A 17,887-nucleotide genomic window follows, 5' to 3' on the forward strand; every position below is an offset into this window, starting at 1 on the left:
AGAGCCCCGTACCGGCGAGGCAAATTCGGCCAACATCTTTCATTGCATGTCCATACGTATTTTTATTTTCCCAGTGGCCACAGGATGCCCTTCGACTCATAGATCTGCTTCAGGCCGACGAGGTCGACCACGTCCACTTTTCCATTCAGGGCGACGATAAACGTCGTCCCGACGTCGGGATTGCCGAGCTTCACTTCGCCCGCAAGCTCCTTCCAGAAGGCGTCATTCGTACCGTGTTGCACCATCTTCAAGGCGGAGTCCATCGCGGAGTTGATGTTCGCGATGATCGATTCGGTCGTGTCGATAATCCACTGGTTCGCAGTCCCGGGTGTGTGGTGATAGACCCCCATCAGGTCGTAGTCGCCGAAGAACTTGTTCTTGGCCGCGTCGACCACGTAACCATTGCCGTCGCTCCCGAACAGCAGGCTGAAGGCAGTCTCCTTGCCGAAGTTTTTGTCGCCGATGATGTTATTGATGATCTTCCCGTTGCCGTTCACGAGATAGTTGGTCTTGTTGCCCACGGCGTCGATGAGAGTGCCGTCGCTCAAGCGTCGCCCCATGACCAAACCGGTGATCTTGTCGGTCTTGAGCTTCAGCGCCTCGGGCTTCGGAAGATAGCCGATCTTCCCTTGGTATTGCAGACTCTTCGGGTTGGAGGCACGGGCGACGACCATCGTCCCTTCGTTCGTGTAGGAATATTTCTGGAGGCCCTTGGCGTGGACCGGAGACATGCCCGCCGCCTTGAGCTCGGCGGCCTCCGTCTTCAGACCACTCATGCCCTTCGCGAATCCCCCCGCGAGGGCCTTTTCGTCGCGGGCGACATCCGACACGACCTGAACCACGTTTTTCCCGGAGGATCCGAACGGGACGAGTTTCCCGACCTTCTCGAGGGCGGCCTGCCCGAGGCCCGAGGCGAGGATGTCCAGGAGGGCGAACGCCCCATCCACCACGGCCGCGCCCGTGCTTCCCTCCTTCGCGTACATGTAAGCATTCCCGGCATTCAGGAAGAAACCGATGCCCGGGTATGTCCCGAAGAGGGCCTCAGCATCCTTCTGATTCATCCGGGCGGCCTCGCCGACGCCCCGGATCGCCTCGTAGTTGCGGACCTTGCGTAGAGTCTCTGCGGCCTTCTTCTCCGCCTGTTGGGCCACGTAGACCGTCGACCATTGTCGGAACGTGTCGAGCCCCTTCTGCACGTCCTTCAGTTCCGTACGGACCTGCTTGACGAAATCGGCGTTCAAACGGGGATCGAGCTTGATGACCTCGGGCTTACTCCGCGCCGCCTCCTTGACGGTGATGCTCGCGGCCCAGTTCTGCCCGTTCGTGGCGGACTTCACCTCGGCGGGCAACGCGACTCCCTTCGTGATCGCATCGCCTTTCAGGGGGGCGGCCGCGATCGTCTGCGCCCGGAAGCCGTCCGGACTGCTCAAGAGGTGTTCGGCGTACAAGACGTTGGCGATGGTCGGGTGCGGCCCGGCGGCCCCGGCGTGCGTTGCCTGGTAATAGTCGTCGAATCGAAGTGCCCAGTTCATGAGATAGTCATCCAGGCTTCCGACGTCGGCACCTTCCTTTTCGTAGAATTCGTACTCCTCCTTGATCGACGTTTCCCCCCAGCCGTAGGACGTCCCTTTGGCGGTCAAGTACTGCTGAAGCACCGCCTTCCACGCCGTCAATTCTTCTCGGCTGTAGCCGTCCTGGTTGAGGGGCCGGTCCTGGGCGTCTCGCCTCTCGAACGTGACCGACGCTTCGGTCTCGTCCGTAACTTCGACCATGTCCACCCCCAGGTAGACGTCCCCGTTCTGGTCGTCGTACACGCCCGCCGAGGCCAACACGTAGGGCAAAGCAAATCCGCGTTTCTGTTCGGCCGAGGATATCACGTAGCTCGTCGAGGAGCCCCCTCCACTCGCCCCACCACGTCCATCGTCGTTGACGCTGGAGTCCTCGAAAATCACGACGGGGCTTGCGACGGGAAGGGAAATCGCCCTCGAAATGCTCTTGTACCAATGGTCGTTGTTGTCCTTCAGCTCGAGGGTGATCGTGTACACACGATCCTCGGGAGCCGCGAACGCGACCGAGTAAAAGCGAGTCGGGCCAAGTAGCTCGTCGCCCGTCCCCTTATACTCGGACTTGGGCGTCTTCCCATTGTGTTCGACGGTCCAGCGAATACCTTTCAGGTTCCCATCGGCTTTGGTCAAGACCGCATCGACCTCATAGTTGTTTCCTCCCTTCGGAAGGACGGTGATCTTGTCGATCCGCGCGGACGCCCCGGAGCTCCACTGCACCCAGTGGAGCGGATCATAGTTGATGAGGTCTTTCCACGCCTGGGGGCCCCATGTCTTGACACCCTGCCAGCGCTCATTTCCCCACGTGACGATCTTCTCCAGGCCGCCGAGGATGAGCCTATCCGCCATGTAGTTCGAGGTGTTGACTTGTTGTCGAAGTTCCTGGCGTGCTGCGTTCGCCTTGGTCGTGATGACGTTCAGATCCGCGTCGGTCTGGTCGATGGCCTTCTTGGCGGTGCGCTGGAGGTCGGCCGTGGCGAAATCGAAAATCCTCTTGGCCAAAGCATAAACGGACTTGGCCAGATCGATCTCTCCCTTGGCCCGCTTGACGATCGAATCGATTTGGACCTTCACGGAAGACAGGCTCTTGCCCAGGTCGACCTTGATCTGTTTGACGGCGGCCTTGGCCACCTTGCTCGCCTTGTCGACGGCGCCCTGTGCCGCCTGAGTGACGTAAGTCACACCGTCGCCGACCGCCTGGGCGATATCCTTCCCAGCCTTTGATGCGTCATTGGCATACTCCGTGAAACTTTTGGTTTTCACATGAAATAGCCCAAATCCGATGTCCGAGAGCGAAAGTCCATACTTCGCCAGATTCCGCTCTGCCGTCGCTTTGGCTGAGTCCATCTTGGCCGTGAGTCGCGTGACGTCGCCGTTGCGTTTCTTCTCCAGGCTGCCCACGGCAACATCACGAGTCTTCGTCTGATCGCTCAAGAATGCATTCCAGGGAGCCAACTGGTCGCGCTGCCACTTATTCCATGTGGCAACCGTGCGGTCGTGGGTGGCCTTCGCATCGGAAACCTTCTTGTCCCAGCTTTGGATCGCACTGAGGTCGATCACGAGACCAGGCAGGAGCCCTCCTCGGACCGCCTCCAATGACTGGGTGCTGATCGAGATGCTCAGGTCGAGCTTGTCTTTGTCCAGGGCCACGCCCGTCGACGTGGCGATGGCGTCGGCGCCCGCCCCGCCCTTGACCCGTACCCCACCTTTGAGAGCCGACACGTTGATCCCCAAGACGGCAATGGCGTCGTTGCCGCCGCGACCGTCAACGGTGATCGACTGGACCGTCTTGTCGAACAACGTCGACTCCAAGGTCTTCCCGGGGAGCGTGCCGACGACCTTGCCATTGAGGAGGATGCGATCATCTTGTTGGTACAGCAGGATCTGGTCCGAGTACTCCGTTCCGACGATGGACAAATTCTTGTTCGTCAGCGTGGCACTGACGCCTGCCGCCATCAGGGACCGGCCTTCGAGTCCCTCGACGCTCGCGAGGTATGTCCTCCTCCGAAGTTTGATGCACTCGACTCGCGACATGGTGATTTCATTCCATGGGGGGGGATGGAGTCACGTAGGTGGGGATAACGTTCTTCTCGTCCCACCTCGATGCCGCTCAGCGGAAGCGAGGGCTCGGGTTGTCGGCGGGAGTTCGCGTGCCGGTACCGTCACCGCAAAGGAACCGACAAACTGCGACCCGGCGAGGCATCGAACGAGCCGAGTCAACAAGCGAGCCACGACATGCACACCGATTCGGTATGCACCGCGAAGCACTCGCATGGCGAGGTCGTTGTCAACGATCCATTCGAGCGGGATCGCTGTCAGAACCGGACATCACCGACTCGGCATCCGCACGACATCGCAATGCGAGAAACCAACCCCGCGCGCCTCACGGCCCGTTCGATTTTCCTAATTGAGGGCGGAGATCATCCACATCCTGCAACTCGCTGTAGAGCCAGACCTTGGCGTAATGCCAGTGGCGGTCGGCTGTTGCGCGAGAGATACCGAGGGCCTGGGCTGCCTCCTCAACCGTGAGTCCGGCGAAGTAGCGAAGTTTCACCAGTCGGGCCTTGGCAGGATCCTGGGCCTCCAACTTCGCCAGGGCATCGTCGAGGGCGAGGAGATCTTCCGTCCGAGCCTCGGCCCCGAGTTCGAACCGCCCGAGGTCACGACGAACAAGTTTGCCGCCATGCTTCTCCGACTGCTTGCGTCGGGCGATCTCGACGAGGATGCGCCTCATGGATTCGGCCGCGGCGGCGAAGAAGTGACCGCGACTGTCCCAACTCAGCTCCGCATTTCCCAGCAGCCGCAGATAGGCGTCATGGACCAGGGCCGTCGCCTGGAGCGTTTGCCCGGGTTTCTCGCGCGAGAGCATTTGAGCGGCACGTTTTCGCAACTCATCATAGACCAACGGGAGGAGGAGTTCGGCCGCCCTGGAGTCGCCCTGCTCGATCGCCGAGAGGGCCTGAGTTACGTCGTTCATGGCAGTGAGTCGCCTCAAAACCCCGAAGTCCGTGCCGCCTGCCAGGGCAAGGATAGCCGTCGTCAGGGCCGAATCCAGGAGACGGTAGAGCTCGTCCCGAAGTACTGGCCCGGGCCGAGAGATACGGCGTGAAGAGCAAGATCAGGGCAAGTGAAACGGAGAAATCGGCTCGCCGGTTGATCCCCGCCACCATCCGCCTAGCAGAGTTCGGCTTCGAGAGGTTTCGATGCGAGGGCAAGGTGCGGGCCTCGCACTTCGCCTCGGTCGAGCGTGAAGGCGGAGTGGCTCCATGCCTTCCTTTGCTTGGAACGCGGTCCCAACAGAACGTCGATGTGGGGGCCGTTCTCGCTCGGGACGACGGATAAAGGAGGCTCGATGCCGTCGCTCGTGCCGGTGGGATTCATCGCGGAGTTCCCGGGGGGTAAGGGATAAGACCCTATGATATCGCAGTCGAGGAGTCGTCGCCTATCCCCCAATCCTTAGCGCGTCGTTTGCGATGTACCGAACTCCGACTGGCATCCACTTCGGCTTGGCGATCACCGATCTCGAAGCCGACCCATCCGAGCGGTTTGCCCGCGACTCGGGGCGAATCCATGGGGCTGGACGGGCCCGCGCCGGCTTCAGTTCGGCCCCTTGGCGGTCCTCCAGAGTTTGATCACCCCATCGAAACTGCCAGAGGCCAGAGTAGCCCCGTCAGGGGAGAACGCAACGGCGTGGACCCTGTGCTTGTGCCCTTGAAGCGTCAGTAACTCCTGGCCGGTGGCCGGGTCCCAGAGGCGGACCGTCCCATCACGCCCCGCCGACGCGAGGGTCCGCCCATCGGGGCTGAAGGCGAGGCCGAGGACTTCCAGGGAATGACCGAGGAGCGGAGGACGCGAGACGCCGTTGGTCGGATCCCAGAGCGTGATGATTCCGGTCGCGGTCGACGTTGCGAGTGTGCTCCCGCCTGGCGAGAAGGCGAGCGATTGGATGCGCTTTTCCGAGGGGATCTCCTTAAGGCGGCGTCCTGCATTCAGATCCCAAAGCCGGATCGTGCCATCGTCACCTCCCGAACCCAGGACACGACCATCGGGCGAGAATGCGACGGAGTACACGATCAAAGAGCTACGGCCCTCGAGAGGACCACCGAGGGCGCGTCTTTCGACGGCATCCCAGAGGCGAACCGTACCGTCGTTCCCCGCCGATGCCACCAACTTGCCGTCGGGGGAGAATGCCACGGTCCGGACGTATTGCGTGTGTCCTTCCAGGACGACCGTGCGCTTGCCCTCGACGACGTCCCAGAGGGCGACCGTCCGGTCGAAGCTGGCGGACGCAAGCTGGCTGCCATCCGGGGAGAACGCGACGTCCGCGACAAGTGCCGTGTGGCCAATCAACGTCCGCTCGAGTTTCCCGGTTGTTGTGTTCCAAAGCTTGATGCAGTGATCATCGCTACTGGAGGCGAGCATTCGACCATCGGGAGAATAGGCGACTCTCCAGACCTCGCGCTCGTGCCCAGAGGGCGACGGAGGTTCTGGAGGCGGTGCCCATTGCCATAAGAGGGCCCTGGGGAAGTCGCCCGTGATGAGGATCGCACGGCCGTCGGGCGTGAAGTGAAGCTCGATCCCCTGGTTGGCGGTATGGTCACCCAGCGTGTACGTGGCGCGACGCTCTCCGCTTGCCGCATCGACCACGGCGATCTCACCGAAAAATTGGTCGGCCTTGCTCGCGTAAAGGGCCAGCGATGCCCCATCGGGCGAGAAAACCGCCGTATGCACGGCCCGATCCTCGCCGAGACAACGGACCTGCGGACGACCGGACAGACGTTGGACATGCTCGCCGATTCGGTGGACCTCGGCCGGTGGGAGTGCCGTGTTCCGAAGCGTGAGCGGCACGAAGGTCACCGTATCGTCGGCCCGCCGACCGATGGCGATCATAAGGGCGTCGCGCGTGTCGACGAGCCGGATCGTGCCATCGGCGTCGAGTTGGGACAGGATCCGGCCGTCCGGTGACAGGGCGGCGTCCCGAGCACGCGATAGCCGGCCGCCACCAAGAGGCCCCCCCTCACCTTCCCCAAAAGGGTCTCCGGAACGCGGATTGTTCTGGAGCCGGTCTCGTGCGTAGGACGCCCGGAGTGTGGCTCGCTTGTTCCGGGGCTCGAGCGTCCACACCCGGACCATGGCTCCGTCGGGATCGTCCTTCGCCCGGACGGTGGTCAACGTTGTGCCGGACGCGTCAAAGCGAAGGAGGTCCGACCGCCCAATCTGAGAGGCGCCGGCTGCCCAGCGCTCATCGGAGCCGAGGTCCCAGAGCTCGGTTTTCTGAGCATCTCCCGCCGCAAGCGTTCGGCCGTCCGGCGAGAATTCGAGATGACGGACCCCGTCGAATTGGGAGCTCTGCAGCAAGCGGACCCTTTCGACGGCCATGTCCCAGATCCGGATCTCTCCTTTGTCGTCGCCGAGCGCGGCGAATCGGCCGTCGGCGGAGAGTGCGGATGCGGTGACGCCGCCGGGAAGCTTCAGGATGCGCGGGAGTTGCCGACGACGCAGTCGATCGAGGTAGGACCAGGCGAAAGTCCGAGGGTCGGGCCGACCGGGTTCGCCTCGGACGTCGTCGAGGATGTCCGCAGCGATCTCGACCTTCCCCACGTCGTAGGAAAGCTGCGCCAGGCGAATCCGTCCCGAAGAATAGAGCCGTTGGGCCCGTTGCTCGCTCTCCCGGGTCTTCTCGAGGGCCTGGCGAAGGTTCGTGTTGTAACGCTTTTCCCTCGCGCCGGACCAGGCCAGACCGACCATGGACGCGATCAACGTGGCGAGGAGAAGGCCCGCGAGCGCGGCGTGAGCTGGCCGGCGCCGGATCCATTTTTCGAGATGGGTCCATCCCGACGCGGGTTGCGCCCGGATGGGCCTCGCTGCGAGGAAGCGGCCGAGGTCGTCGGCCAGGTCCGAACCGTCACGATAACGCCGGTCCGGACGCCTTTCCAGGCATTTCATGCAAATCGTGTCGAGGTCGCGGGGGACTCCGGGCCGGAGCGAACGGAGTGGCGGCGGCTCGCCTTCAGAAACGTGCCTCAACGTTTCGAGGACCGTCTCTCCTTGGAATGGCGTCCGGCCCGTCAAGAGTTCGTAGAGAATCACCCCAAGCGCATAAACATCCGTGCCCGGGCTGATCTCTCTCGAACGACCGGCGGCTTGTTCCGGGGCCATGTAAGCGGGTGAGCCGATCGCGATGCCGGAGCAGGTGTCGTCGCCTTCCTGGTCGAGGATCTTGGCCAGGCCGAAGTCGCAGATCCGAGGGACGAAGCCCGCCGCAACCGGTTCGGGAGACGCCTCGGTCCAAGAACCGTGAAGCAAAACATTTCTCGGCTTGAGGTCGCGGTGCAGGATGCTCCGGTCGTGCGCATGCCCCACGGCGAGGGCGAGCTTCGCGAGGAGATCCGCCGCGAGTGGGGCCGGCAACGGCGTTGATCGTCGTCGGAGCCACTCGGCAAGCGTGATCCCTTCGCAGTAGGCCGAGGCGATGTAACAGACCGCCCCCTCTTCGCCGATCTCAAAAATGGGGACGATATGGGGATGATCGAGCCGCGAGGCCGCCTCCCCTTCGCGGAGGAACCGGCGCCGGAAATCCGGCGTGAGTGCAATCTCGGGGCGAGGCAGCTTGAGCGCGACCTTGCGTTGCAGGACGGTGTCGGTCGCCAGGTACACGACCCCGAATCCCCCGCGCCCGAGCTCGCTGTGGAGGAGAAATCTCCCAAACCGCCGCGGCAGCTCCGGCGGCCTGGACGTGCCCCGGGGCCAGATGCGCTCCAGCAGCCGCTGACACTCATGGACGGCATAAAGAGGAGACCCCGGCTCACAGGGAGGCTCGGAAGCACGACCGGCCGCCAGCGCCTCGTCGAAGGCCACGAGAGCGTCGATTTGCCAGTCTTCGGCCTCCGAGGGATCGTCGTCAGGGTTCATGGTGGGGAGAGAGTTCCTCCGAAAGGCGCATCAAGGCACGCGACCAAATCTTGCGTGCGGCCTCTGCGGAGCGACCCAGTCGCGTGCCGATCTCCTCGAAGCCGATTTCGTCGTACTGCCGCCAGACGACCACGCGTCGGTAATCCTCCGGGAGCCTTTCGAGGGCGACGAAGAGCGAGTCCGCACTCTCCCGGCGATCGAGACGCCCACCTGGTGTCGAGGAGTTCGAAAGCAAAGCATTCCAGAGCCCACCGGCGGTCGGATCCCCGCTCGGGATCTCTCGGTCCAGCCGGCGTTTCTCCGTGCCGCGATAATGCCGCGCGACGAAACCAAGGCGGTTGTGCAAGATCACCCTGAGCCAGGCCAGCAGCGCCTCGCGCGTATGACCGCGGAATTGAGTGAAGTCGAAATGAGCCCCGACCAGGGTTTCTTGCACCAGGTCGGAGGCCCCCACCTTGACGGCCAGGTCGGCTCCCAGCCCCCGGCCGGCGATCGCCCGCAAGTAGTCCCGGCACGACTCCAGCACACGCCCTTGAGCGTCGACGTCTCCGCAGCGAGCCGCCTCGAGGTCCAGGTTGAATCCAGCGTCGCTTGGGAAGACAGTCACAAGGTCGCTTGCTCCGTGGGGGTATCCGGATGCGCGAACGCTCAAGACAAATCCGCGTGCATTAGAAAAAATCGCTCGATCCCATACAAGATTTCTTTGTTCACGTCTCGACCGGAAACCTCGAATTTCTGCGAGCGTGCCCATTTCTTTGGAAAAATCGGGAAGAAACTCAAGTTGGTGCGTCCGATTCCCGGGCCCGTCGTTCTTAACCCGATGGAAGGCGGGCGCGGTTGGCAATCGCCTCGCAAAACCGTAGGGACAAATCTTCGACGGTCCTTCCTCCCATCCCGATGCGAGAGCCCGAAAAAAAGGAGTAGTCCCCATCATGGTCACGATGACCCGCCGCTGTGTCATGACCGCGTTTGTTTTCGCCCTCATCCCCCTGGGCCCCTTCCCCTCGGCGTCCGCCGCGAAAATCGGGGACTATCTTGCCCTGGGGGATTCGATGGCCTTCGGTGAGACCGACTTCTCGGCGAACCCTTCGAACGGCGATCGTGGCTACGTCTCGCTCTATGCCGACTCTCTAGCCCAGTCCAACGGTGGCGTCCGCCCCCATGTCATCAACCTCGCCGCCGACGGAGAAACGTCCTCGACATTCTTCAACGGCGGCGCCAACAACGACGGCACACCCGGTCATCCTGGCTCGCAATGGAACCTAAACTATTCGGGCTCGAGCCAGTCGCAGAACAGCCTGATGCTCTCCACGATCGCCGCCGAAAAGGCCTCGGGGCATGAGATCAACACCGTCACGATCCAGATCGGTGCGAACGACCTGCTCGCCGCGTTGGGCACCCCGGGTTTCCTGAACATGCCCCTCGACCAGCAACAGGCCGCGATCGGGCAGGGCCTCGCCATGATCGCCGCGAACGACAAGGCCCTCCTCACCGAGTTGAACACCCTGCTTCCCAACGTAAATCTGATTATACTCGGATATCATAACCCCTTCAATGCCGACCCGACGAGCGCGATCGGTCGGATCGCGGACCCCGCGATCAAGGCGTTGAACGCGCTGATTGCGGGCGAGGCCGCCACGTTCGGAGCCAAATACGTCGACACCTACGCGCCCTTCCTGGGTCACGAGCTATCGTACACCTACATCGCCAGCGGCAACGTCCACCCGAACGCCGCGGGCTATGCCGTCATCGCCTCCCGGATCGAGACCGTTCCCGAACCCAGTAGCGTCTTGATCGGGGCCGGGATCCTCGGGTGGATCGCCGCGGGCCGTTTCCCTTACCGCAGGCGCCGTGTCGCGTCGTCGGGTGGGGTCGTTGTCCGGTGATTCTTGCGGTCTGCGACGCCGCTTGAACCCGTCGGCACCGAAGACATCCGGGACCTGGAAACCCTCCCCGCTGGATCCGCAGAACTTCTCCGCCTTTCTCGGCAATCCAAACGAGCCCGGAACGCCGACGAGAGCATCGTCCTGGATGATCCCCAGGGAGGCTCTCGTCGTCGTTTCGGGCTCGCATGCAGAAGGCCGAATACTCGGCCGACAAACTAAGCGATCCTCATAATTCGCTTATTGATATCAACGTTTACCGAGTCATACGGGTGGGTGAGGTTCCCCGTGTCGAAGATGTTCCGCTGGCATTCGACGTCGTCGACCCCGAGGGCGTTGTTGAAGATGCTGCGGAGGTATTCGATCCCCTTGGGGGAGGGCTGGAACCGCTTGGGGTCATACAGGCTGGGCGAGAGGGGCCGGGCGTGGATGGTGCCCCAGGGGTCGCGAAGCTTGCTGGCGTCGATGCTGTCGAGGGCAAAGCCGCCGTCGCGATACTGGAGCGTGGAAACACAGTTGTGGTAGCCGTCGAGCAGGAGGTCGACGGCCTTCCCGCCGAGCTGCGAGGCATAGAACCGGTCGAACTGGATCGGCCGTCCGCCGCGCTGGGTGTGCCCGATCTTCCGGACGAAGATGGCCGCGTCGGCGCTCTCGTTGCGGCGCTTCCGGGTGAAGAAGGCGTCGCCGATCTGCTCGACGAGGATCCGCTTGACGGCCTCGGCGGCCCCGGTGTACTGGGTGTTGCCGGCCGGGTCCTTGCTCGCGGTGACGGAGCCGAGGATCCGACCCTCGACGTCGACGATCCCTTCCGAGACGCAGATGACGGCGTGCTTCTGCTTGTCCAGGATCGCGAGGACTCGATCCACCAGGGGGCCCGGTTCGACGGGAGACTCGGGGATCAGGATGAGGTCGGGCTGACCGTAAGCGGTCCCGAGCGCGATCATGCCGCAGTCGCGTCCCATCACCTCGATGATGGCGACCCGGCGGTGGCTCTCGGCCGTCGTCCGGATGCGCTGGACGTTGAGCGACGAGACGAAAACCGCCGTGGCATATCCGGGGGTCGCCGAGTTCACCATCTCGTCGAGGGCGAAGGCCCGCTCGGGCTCCTTCTTGTAGACGTAGCCCTTGGGCCGCGGGTCGGGCTGCCGGCGCCACTCGGTCGCCTCGTCGGGGTAGTTCAGCCCGAGGTCGTTGTCGATCGTCTTGGGCGCGAGGGCGACCGGCAGGTACCGGCTGAGGGGCTGCATGCCGTTGAGCGTGCCGTCCCCGCCGACGCAGACCAGGCCGTCGACCTTGAGTTGTTGGAGCCGCTCGGCGACGCGGGCGATCGTCTCGGTGTCCTCACCATCGACGTAGTCGCGCGAGGCGCCCAGGATGGTCCCGCCCCGGGTGGGATCGAGCTCGGGGATCGCCTGGAAGAGGGGGTTCAGGTGGACGTGCGGCACCTGGGGGTTGAGCAGGCCGCTGAACCCTTTGATGATGCCGTAGACCTCCACGCGGGCCTGGTTCGCCCGCTCGACCGCCCCCGCGATCGTCGCGTTGAGCGCCGGAGTATCCCCGCCCGCGGTCAGGATGCCGATCCGCTTCATCGATTTCGTCCCCCTTCGGTACGCCGATCGAAACGAGCACGCGAATGCCGGACGCGCGGCGTGGAGAGGGGCCGCCGTGGCGTCTCGCCCGTCAGGGCCGCCGTCCGGCTCCGGGACGAGGAGACGTCCCGGGGATTCTATCGGACCCGAGTTCGATCCGCCAACCCGGCAGGAATAGAAGGGGGGCTCGGACCGTGGACGTGCTTACCAATCAACGACTAAAAACACGCTAACTTTTTAAAACAAACACATTCGCCTCGTCCGCGACGAGCAATCCATTGCGCGGACCGGCGACGTCCACGGACCAGGACATCTCGCCACACTTGGCAAAAGCCGTCGAGAGGCATCCGGGGCGAGCGTGCCAGGACCCCGGCCCTGGAGGGACGCCGGGGATCCATGGCTCACCCTTATTCTTCGCCTCAATCTCCCTCAGGGGAAGGGGAAGGCTCCGAGACGAGCACCAGCGAGGGGCCGTCTTCGAGCTCGACCCGGTCGCCGATCGCCATCTTCCGGCGCTTGCGGAGCTCGACCTCGCCATTAACACGAACAAGGCCTTCAGAGATGAAGGCCTTGGCCTCGCCACCGTTTCCGACCCAGCCGGCGAGCTTGAGGACCTGGGTCAGGTTGATTTCACGCTCACCGACGTTCAGCCGGTCGTCCATTCGTCCCCCCGATCCCCGAGGCTTCCAGTTCCTTCTCGGCCGTCTCGACGACCGCGCGGCCGATCTTCGCCCCTTGCGTCTCGATGAGGTCTTGCAGGCTCGTCGAGCTCACGGAGTCGTCCCGGGACTTCGACCCGCCGAAGGGGCGTCGAGGCTTGCTCGAGGCAACCTCCTGCGAATCCGACCTCGCTCGAGACTCGGGCTTGGACCGGGGCTCGACCTCGGGGCCATCGTCGTCCGTCGAGTCGTTCCAGAATCGGGCGAGTTCGGTTCGGGCCTCGGCGGGCAGGACCGGCCCGAGGGCGACCATGACCTGGCCGACGACGCGCCCCGACGGGCTCGAGAAGATCGGCCCACGCGTCTGCGGGGCCAGGCTGGCCACGAAGAAGGTCGCCACCAGGCCGAGGATGGCCCCTTCGAGGCCCCCCAGGACCATCCCGAGATGCCGGTCGAACGCCTCGAACTGGAGCGCCCGCAACGTCGCCCGGATCGCCCAGGCGACCAGGAACACCCCGCAAGAGACCGCCGCATAGATCGTCAACATCGCCAGGGCCCGAGCCACGACGGGCTCGCCCGGGAACTTCGGGGCCAGTTGGACCGAGAGGGGCTGCGCCACCGTGTAGCCGAGCACCAAGGAGGCGAGGCTCGCCACTTGCCAGGTGATCCCTCGCCAGGCACCCCAGATCATCCCGGCGATCACCACGGCCGCCATCGCCACGTCGTAGTAAGTCATCCCTGACCTCCCTGCTGTGGAACATCGCTCGACTTCGGGCCGACCTTCCTCGGCCCGCGCGTATCGTAGCCGACCCGCCCCCAAGCGGAAAGGGATGTTTTCGCGTCATGCCCACACGCCCCTGGACGTGATCAGCCGCAACGCGGAGCCCCGGCGACTCGACAGGAGAATGAACCCCTCCCCTGCCCCCATGTCATGAATCTCCAGGGAGTTGGAGCCGCCCCCTGTCTCGTCTCGCTTGGGAGGGACCTTGGAGAGCCCCGAGGGATCTGAGACAATCCTCGATATGCAAGAGGATTTTGAATCATCCCGAATCGGCCCCACGAGATCCCACACGATGCCGTCCTTCCTCAAAGCCCCGTTCGGCCGGATCGGAGCGATCGCCTCCCTCGTCGCCCTCGGCCTGCCGGCGCACGGGGCCGAGCCGACGCTCGAGGCCCGGTTACGTCCCCTGATCGACGCGCACAAGGGGAAGGTGGCCGTGGCGGTCAAGAACCTGAAGAGCGGTGAGACCTTCTTCGAGCATCAGGACGACCCGATGCCGACGGCCAGCCTGATCAAGTTCCCGGTCATGATCGAAGCCTACCGTCAGGCGGCCGCGAAGTCGGTCGACCTCAAGGCGCCGGTCACGCTCAAGGACTCGGACAAGGTCCCCGGCTCGGGGATCCTCACCTCGCATTTTTCGGAAGGGGCGACCTTCCCCCTCCTCGACGCCGTCCACCTGATGATCGCCTTCTCGGACAATACCGCCACGAATCTCGTGCTCGACAAGATCGGCATCGGCTCGACGGCCGCGACCATGGAAACGATGGGTTACCCGAACACCAAGATCCATTCCAAGGTCTACCGACGCGACACCTCGGTCTTCCCCGAGCGGAGCAAGCAGTTCGGCCTCGGCAGCACGACCGCCTCCGAGATGATCCGGCTCTGCGAGGCGCTTCATAAGCACGAGATCGTCAGCGAAGAGGCGAGCGAGGCGATGCTCAAGCACCTGCGTGACTGCGACGACAAAGACAAATTCCCAAGGTTCCTCCCTCCTGGCACGAAGATCGCGTTCAAAACCGGGAGCGTCGACGCGTCGCGGACGGCCGCCGGGATCATCGACTGCCCCGCGGGGCCGGTCGTGCTTTGCGTGATGACCGACAAAAACGAGGACCACCGCTACACGACCGAGAACGCGGGCAACCGCCTCTGTGCCGAGATCGCCCGCGCCGTCTACGACCATTTCGGGTCGAAGACCGAGGGGACGACGTCCCCGACGGACAAGGCCCCGAAGCCTTGAACATGAACCAGGACTCGGGCGACTTCGTCGACCCGTCACGAACGACCGACCAGCCTTGAGGAGGATCCGATGAGTTTCTTCGAGTCCCTGCGACGCATCCTGCCCGGCACACACCCTGACGGCTCGGAGACCTCGTCGTCGGGCGGGCTCGTTCTCGAGTCCGCAGGGCTCTTCGGAGAGTCGGGAGCCGACGACGGCGGGCCGGCCGTGCCTCCGCACCCCACCAGCGACTTCGACCGCACCCAATGGCATAAGAAGATGAAACGGGTCCTCGAACGACTCCCCGAGTCTAGCCCCGAGTGGCCCGACCTGATGCTCGAGGCGAAGGCCCTGGAGCTCGACACCTCCTGGGTCGACAACAGCCAACGCGAGGAATTCCTCCTGCTCATCAGACAGGCGGTCGCCGACCGCGTGGTCACCGAGGACGAGCACCGCAAGCTCGACCTCGCCCGCGAATTGATCGGCATCCCCGAGGACGAGGCCCAGGCGTCCTTGAACGCGATCGTGGCCGAGGCCGAGTCATTCTTCGGGAAGCCGGTCAAGGAGGGCTGACCCCGGCTCGGCCGGCTTGAGGAGCTCCGGGAGCGCCTGCGGCCTCCCCTCGCGGTCGACGCAGGCCAAGGTCGAATGCCCCTCGGCGAGGACGACGCCGTCGCGAAGGACCTGATAGGCATGGACGATCTTGACGTGCGTCACACGAGACACGGTCGTCCGGAGCGTGAGCAGGTCGTCGTAGTACGCGGGCCGCTTGAACTTGCAGCCGATGTCGACGACGACGAGCAGGTGGCCCGAGTCCTCGATGTCGCGGTAAGAGACGCCGCTACGTCGGAGCAATTCCGTCCGCCCCATCTCGAAGTAGACCAGGTAGTTGGCGTGGTGCAGCAGCCCCATGCGATCGGTCTCGGCATACCGGACTCGGACCTGAATCTCGTGGCTCTCCGACATCGCTCGACAACCTCCGGGGCCTGAACAAGAGAGCGGGCGAAGGGAACGCCTCGACGCGACAACAACCGGCACCACCTGGCCAGGCGGCCCGGTGCGGTCGCCCTTCGGGCGATTCCCCTCGACTCATCCCCCGGCTATAGCGTCTCGGCCGCTCGCTGAGAAGGCCGGATTCCGTCGAACCTCGGGCCACTCCGCCAAGCGGCCGGACAGGCACGCCGCCGAACACCTTTCTCGAAGCCCGGCGATCGAGCCAAGTCCGGGCCGTTCGCGAGGTCTTCAAGTCGCGGGCTTCGACTGGAATCGAGCCCGATAGTCTGCCGGAGGCACTCCGAGTAGACGCTGAAACGAGCGCCTCATGGAGTTGCTGCTGCCGAATCCGCAAAGCGCCGCCACGCGCTCCTGTCCGTCGTCGGACTCCTCGAGCCGCCGCCGAGCGGCCTCGACCCGCACTCGCTCGACATAGCGGGCCGGAGTGGTCCCAACCTCCAGTGTGAAGGCCCTGGCGAAGTTCCGAGGGCTCATATGGACCCGGGTGGCGAGCGCCGCGACCGCGAGGTCGGCCCCCGGGTTATCCGCGATCCACGCCTGCAGGTCACGGAGCGGCTGCCGGTCGGCCGCCTGCAGTGCGAGCGCCGCGGAGAATTGCGCCTGCCCCCCGGGCCGGCGGACGAACAGCACGAGTTGTCGGGCCGCGTGCATCGCCGATGCCGGGCCGAGGTCCTCCTCCACCAGGGCGAGCGCCAGGTCCATGCCGGCGGTGACTCCCGCCGACGTATAGACATTCCCCTGCTTGACGAAGATCGGATCCGGGTCGACGGATACCCGAGGGTACTCGCGGGCCATGCGCTCGCAGTAAGCCCAGTGAGTCGTCGCCTTGCGGCCGTCCAGGAGGCCCGCCGCCGCCAGGGCGAAGGCGCCGGTGCAGACCGAGCCGACTCGACGGGCGGTCGCGGCCAACCTCTTCACCTGGCCGAGGAAGACCGGGTCGGAAGCCGCGGTGAAGACCCCATCGCCGCCGGACACGAGCAGGGTGTCGATAGGGCCTCGCACACGCTCCAGCGCGGCATGCGCCTCGAGCCGTGCCCCCGAGCTGGAACCGAACGGGCCCCCGCCCAGCGTGACGATCCTCAGCGAATAATGTTCGGGCCCGGCCATGGCGAACACCTCCCACGGTCCCACGAGGTCGAGGGCGAACGCCCCTTCGAAACCGACAAGCACCACGCTCCGCTTGGCCACGCCAAGGCCCTCCCGTATCACCACGAACTCGGCGAATTCTTGGCAGGATTTGCTGCCTCATCGCCATTAAAGCTTGGAAAAACACTGATGGGAAGGGAGCAAGATGGGCGGATGCAGACATGGCAAGATTTGCTGCCTGTTTGTCACTCGTGATCGGTGCCCAGGTGATGATAATTACGGCATCGATCGAGAGATCGTCCAAGTGAGGTGACGGGGCCATTTTTGGACGAGGTCCGCACGACGGACGTGACCATGTCGAGCGACCCGCTCCTGTCCTCCCGGCCATCCCGGGCGTAGGTCGCCCGACGCGAAGAAACCCGATCGCCGACAACCGCCGAACCGGGAGTATGGGATGCCTGACGCGACGGAAATCCTGACCGAGAGCCTTACCTCGGCAGGTATCGCGATGAGGATGGTGCTAACCGGGGTCGCCTCGGGAACGGCGATGACGCGTATCACCGAGATCGCCCGCGAAGTGCTCCCCAACGGCATCGCAACGGAGTGGACCGACCTGGCCTTCCAGCAGGAGAAGCAGGGCATCCCGACGCTCGTCATCTTCGCGGTCTCCGGCCTGTTTGTCTTCCTCGTGCTCGCCGCCCAATACGAGAGTTGGAAGACGCCGCTGGCGATCTTGCTGATCGTGCCCATGTGCCTGCTCGCGTCGGCTTTCGGCCTCGACGCCCGGAGCCTGCCGATCGACATCCTGGCCCAGATCGGGTTCGTGGTGCTCCTGGGATTGGCCGCCAAGAACGCGATCCTGATCGTCGAGTTCGCGAAACACAGGCAGGACAACGAGGGCGATACCGCCGAGGAAGCGGCGGTGTACTCCGCGCGGACGCGCCTCCGCCCGATCCTGATGACCTCGCTCGCCTTCATCGCGGGCGTGGCCCCGCTCGCGGTCGCGACCGGGGCGGGCTCGGAGATGCGTCAATCCCTCGGGACCGCGGTGTTCTCCGGGATGCTCGGCGTGACCGTCTTCGGCCTCGTGTTTACGCCGGCCTTCTACACCATCATCCATAAGCGCAGGGCCAGGGAAACCTCATGAATCACGACCAAGAATCAACGGCTCGTGAAAGCCGGGGC

Annotated in this window: 12 protein-coding genes and 1 pseudogene; 4 read left to right on the top strand and 9 right to left on the bottom strand. The window is 64.2% G+C overall.

Annotation, left to right across the window (positions count from 1 at the left end):
* Nucleotides 1-62: 62 nt before the first annotated feature.
* The 4 genes from ACYOEI_RS17375 to ACYOEI_RS17390 all read right to left on the bottom strand — a co-directional run bounded on the left by ACYOEI_RS17375 (nt 63) and on the right by ACYOEI_RS17390 (nt 9,081).
* Nucleotides 63-3,596: a hypothetical protein gene (locus tag ACYOEI_RS17375; protein ID WP_462850801.1), complete on the bottom strand. Its 3,534-nt coding sequence runs from the start codon at nt 3,594-3,596 to the stop codon at nt 63-65.
* Between the two features lie 349 nt (nt 3,597-3,945).
* On the bottom strand, nt 3,946-4,539 hold the full coding sequence (locus tag ACYOEI_RS17380; protein ID WP_462850802.1) for an ECF-type sigma factor: 594 nt from the start codon (nt 4,537-4,539) through the stop codon (nt 3,946-3,948).
* A gap of 620 nt (nt 4,540-5,159) precedes the next feature.
* Complete coding sequence (locus tag ACYOEI_RS17385) at nt 5,160-8,474, bottom strand: protein kinase domain-containing protein (protein ID WP_462850803.1); 3,315 nt, start codon at nt 8,472-8,474, stop codon at nt 5,160-5,162.
* A complete protein-coding gene (locus ACYOEI_RS17390; RefSeq protein WP_462850804.1) occupies nt 8,464-9,081 on the bottom strand; it encodes a sigma-70 family RNA polymerase sigma factor in 618 nt (205 codons plus the stop codon). The genes ACYOEI_RS17385 and ACYOEI_RS17390 overlap by 11 nt, the downstream gene beginning before the upstream one ends.
* 325 nt (nt 9,082-9,406) lie before the next feature.
* Between ACYOEI_RS17390 and ACYOEI_RS17395 the strand changes: the two genes are divergently transcribed.
* Nucleotides 9,407-10,360 (top strand): SGNH/GDSL hydrolase family protein, encoded by a 954-nt coding sequence (locus ACYOEI_RS17395; RefSeq protein WP_462850805.1) that lies wholly within the window; start codon nt 9,407-9,409, stop codon nt 10,358-10,360.
* Between the two features lie 215 nt (nt 10,361-10,575).
* Here the strand turns inward: ACYOEI_RS17395 and ACYOEI_RS17400 are convergent, their stop codons facing one another.
* The 3 genes from ACYOEI_RS17400 to ACYOEI_RS17410 form a co-directional block, all read right to left on the bottom strand.
* A complete protein-coding gene (locus ACYOEI_RS17400; RefSeq protein WP_462850806.1) occupies nt 10,576-11,946 on the bottom strand; it encodes a 6-phosphofructokinase in 1,371 nt (456 codons plus the stop codon).
* A 419-nt stretch (nt 11,947-12,365) separates the two neighbouring features.
* Nucleotides 12,366-12,608 (bottom strand): RNA-binding S4 domain-containing protein, encoded by a 243-nt coding sequence (locus ACYOEI_RS17405; RefSeq protein WP_462850807.1) that lies wholly within the window; start codon nt 12,606-12,608, stop codon nt 12,366-12,368.
* On the bottom strand, nt 12,583-13,341 hold the full coding sequence (locus ACYOEI_RS17410) for a CvpA family protein (protein ID WP_462850808.1): 759 nt from the start codon (nt 13,339-13,341) through the stop codon (nt 12,583-12,585). The genes ACYOEI_RS17405 and ACYOEI_RS17410 overlap by 26 nt, the downstream gene beginning before the upstream one ends.
* Before the next feature lie 337 nt (nt 13,342-13,678).
* Between ACYOEI_RS17410 and ACYOEI_RS17415 the strand changes: the two genes are divergently transcribed.
* Both ACYOEI_RS17415 and ACYOEI_RS17420 read left to right on the top strand, forming a co-directional pair.
* Nucleotides 13,679-14,623: a serine hydrolase gene (locus ACYOEI_RS17415; protein ID WP_462850809.1), complete on the top strand. Its 945-nt coding sequence runs from the start codon at nt 13,679-13,681 to the stop codon at nt 14,621-14,623.
* 69 nt (nt 14,624-14,692) lie between these two features.
* Complete coding sequence (locus ACYOEI_RS17420) at nt 14,693-15,175, top strand: hypothetical protein (protein ID WP_462850810.1); 483 nt, start codon at nt 14,693-14,695, stop codon at nt 15,173-15,175.
* On the opposite strand, the gene ACYOEI_RS17425 is transcribed toward ACYOEI_RS17420, so the two are convergent.
* Nucleotides 15,143-15,568, bottom strand: coding sequence for an acyl-CoA thioesterase (locus tag ACYOEI_RS17425; protein WP_462850811.1), 426 nt, complete (start codon nt 15,566-15,568; stop codon nt 15,143-15,145). The two genes, ACYOEI_RS17420 and ACYOEI_RS17425, sit on opposite strands and share 33 nt — an antisense overlap.
* A 276-nt stretch (nt 15,569-15,844) precedes the next feature.
* Complete coding sequence (locus ACYOEI_RS17430) at nt 15,845-16,804, bottom strand: GlxA family transcriptional regulator (protein ID WP_462850812.1); 960 nt, start codon at nt 16,802-16,804, stop codon at nt 15,845-15,847.
* A 424-nt stretch (nt 16,805-17,228) separates the two neighbouring features.
* On the opposite strand from ACYOEI_RS17430, the pseudogene ACYOEI_RS17435 reads away from it, so the two are divergent.
* Nucleotides 17,229-17,849: pseudogene (locus ACYOEI_RS17435) on the top strand (efflux RND transporter permease subunit); the annotation flags it as partial.
* Nucleotides 17,850-17,887 lie beyond the last annotated feature (38 nt).

Source organism: Singulisphaera rosea, from assembly GCF_054877945.1.

Bases quoted from the DNA above. Each gene is read 5' to 3' on its own strand.
- ACYOEI_RS17375 (WP_462850801.1), bottom strand. From the start codon at position 3,596: ATGTCGCGAGTCGAGTGCATCAAACTTCGGAGGAGGACATACCTCGCG.
- ACYOEI_RS17380 (WP_462850802.1), bottom strand. From the start codon at position 4,539: ATGAACGACGTAACTCAGGCCCTCTCGGCGATCGAGCAGGGCGACTCC.
- ACYOEI_RS17385 (WP_462850803.1), bottom strand. From the start codon at position 8,474: ATGAACCCTGACGACGATCCCTCGGAGGCCGAAGACTGGCAAATCGAC.
- ACYOEI_RS17395 (WP_462850805.1), top strand. From the start codon at position 9,407: ATGGTCACGATGACCCGCCGCTGTGTCATGACCGCGTTTGTTTTCGCC.
- ACYOEI_RS17400 (WP_462850806.1), bottom strand. From the start codon at position 11,946: ATGAAGCGGATCGGCATCCTGACCGCGGGCGGGGATACTCCGGCGCTC.
- ACYOEI_RS17405 (WP_462850807.1), bottom strand. From the start codon at position 12,608: ATGGACGACCGGCTGAACGTCGGTGAGCGTGAAATCAACCTGACCCAG.
- ACYOEI_RS17410 (WP_462850808.1), bottom strand. From the start codon at position 13,341: ATGACTTACTACGACGTGGCGATGGCGGCCGTGGTGATCGCCGGGATG.
- ACYOEI_RS17415 (WP_462850809.1), top strand. From the start codon at position 13,679: ATGCCGTCCTTCCTCAAAGCCCCGTTCGGCCGGATCGGAGCGATCGCC.
- ACYOEI_RS17420 (WP_462850810.1), top strand. From the start codon at position 14,693: ATGAGTTTCTTCGAGTCCCTGCGACGCATCCTGCCCGGCACACACCCT.
- ACYOEI_RS17425 (WP_462850811.1), bottom strand. From the start codon at position 15,568: ATGTCGGAGAGCCACGAGATTCAGGTCCGAGTCCGGTATGCCGAGACC.